The sequence below is a fragment of the Xylophilus sp. ASV27 genome (assembly GCF_016428875.1).
GTDB lineage: Bacteria > Pseudomonadota > Gammaproteobacteria > Burkholderiales > Burkholderiaceae_C > Xylophilus.
Genome location: NZ_JAELTO010000243.1, coordinates 1 through 1,120, shown reverse-complemented (window position 1 = coordinate 1,120; position 1,120 = coordinate 1). Strand labels below are relative to the sequence as shown.

The 1,120-nt window shown below is 69.6% G+C and carries 1 protein-coding gene and 1 pseudogene; one reads left to right on the top strand and one right to left on the bottom strand.

Translation table 11 applies throughout. The annotated features are described in order from the left end of the window. A partial coding sequence (locus tag JHD63_RS22650; RefSeq protein WP_198973052.1) for an AAA family ATPase occupies nucleotides 1–862 on the bottom strand: 862 nt, incomplete at its 3' end. 42 nt (nucleotides 863–904) lie between these two features. Here JHD63_RS22650 and JHD63_RS22645 point away from each other — a divergent pair. Next, nucleotides 905–1,120: pseudogene (locus JHD63_RS22645) on the top strand (histone deacetylase family protein); the annotation flags it as partial.

Here is a 1,120-nt window from a genome sequence, read left to right as displayed (position 1 = left end):
CCTGGCCGATCGGCACCAGCCGGTGCGCGGTGCACTGCGGCAGGATCGACTGCACGTCGTCCGGCGCCACGTAGTCGCGCCCGGCCAGCAGGGCCTGCGCCTTGGCCGCGCGCAGCAGTGCCAGGCCGGCGCGCGGCGACAGGCCCTGCACGAACCAGCGCCCGGAGCGCGTGGCCGCGAGCAGCGCCTGCACGTAGTCCAGCAGCGGCTCGGCGGCATGCACCGCCAGCACCTGATGCTGGATCGCGGCCAGCTCCTCGGTGGATAGCAGCGGCAGCAGGTGGTCCAGCATGTCGCGCCGGCCGGCGCCTTGCAGCAGCACGCGCTCGGCCGCGCGGTCCGGATAGCCGAGCGAGATGCGCATCAGGAAGCGGTCCAGTTGCGACTCCGGCAACGCGAAGGTGCCCAGCTGGTCATGCGGGTTCTGCGTGGCGATGACGAAGAACGGATGGGGCAGGGCGCGCGTCTCGCCCTCGACCGTGACCTGTTTCTCCTCCATGGCCTCGAGCAGCGCGCTCTGGGTCTTGGGGCTGGCACGGTTGATCTCGTCGGCCAGTAGCACCTGGGCGAACACCGGGCCCGGGTGGAACACGAAGCCTTCGCGCCCGCGCTCATAGACCGAGACGCCGACCAGGTCGCCCGGCATCAGGTCGGCGGTGAACTGCACGCGCGAGAACTGCAGCCCGAAGGTGCGCGACAGCGCGTGCGCCAGGGTGGTCTTGCCCACGCCGGGCATGTCCTCGATCAGCAGGTGGCCGCCCGCCAGCAGGCACGCCACGCAGTCGCGCACCTGGGCCTGCTTGCCGACGATCACCGTGTTAAGCTGGCCGAGCAAGGCATCGAGTTTCTGCTGTATCTGCATGGCATTGACGTTAGCCGAAAAAGAGACATGGAGCGGCTTTTCTTGAACAAAACCGGCTACTTCACCCATCGCGATTGTTGGCGGCACGAGATGGGTGCCGGCCACCCCGAATGCCCCCAGCGCCTCGACGTGATCGAGGACCGTCTGCTGCTGACCGGCGTGGCCGATGCGCTGGAGCGGCGCGAGGCGCCGCAGGCCAGCCACGCCGACCTCATGCGCGCGCACTCCGAGGCCCACATCGACCGGCTGCAGGGCATG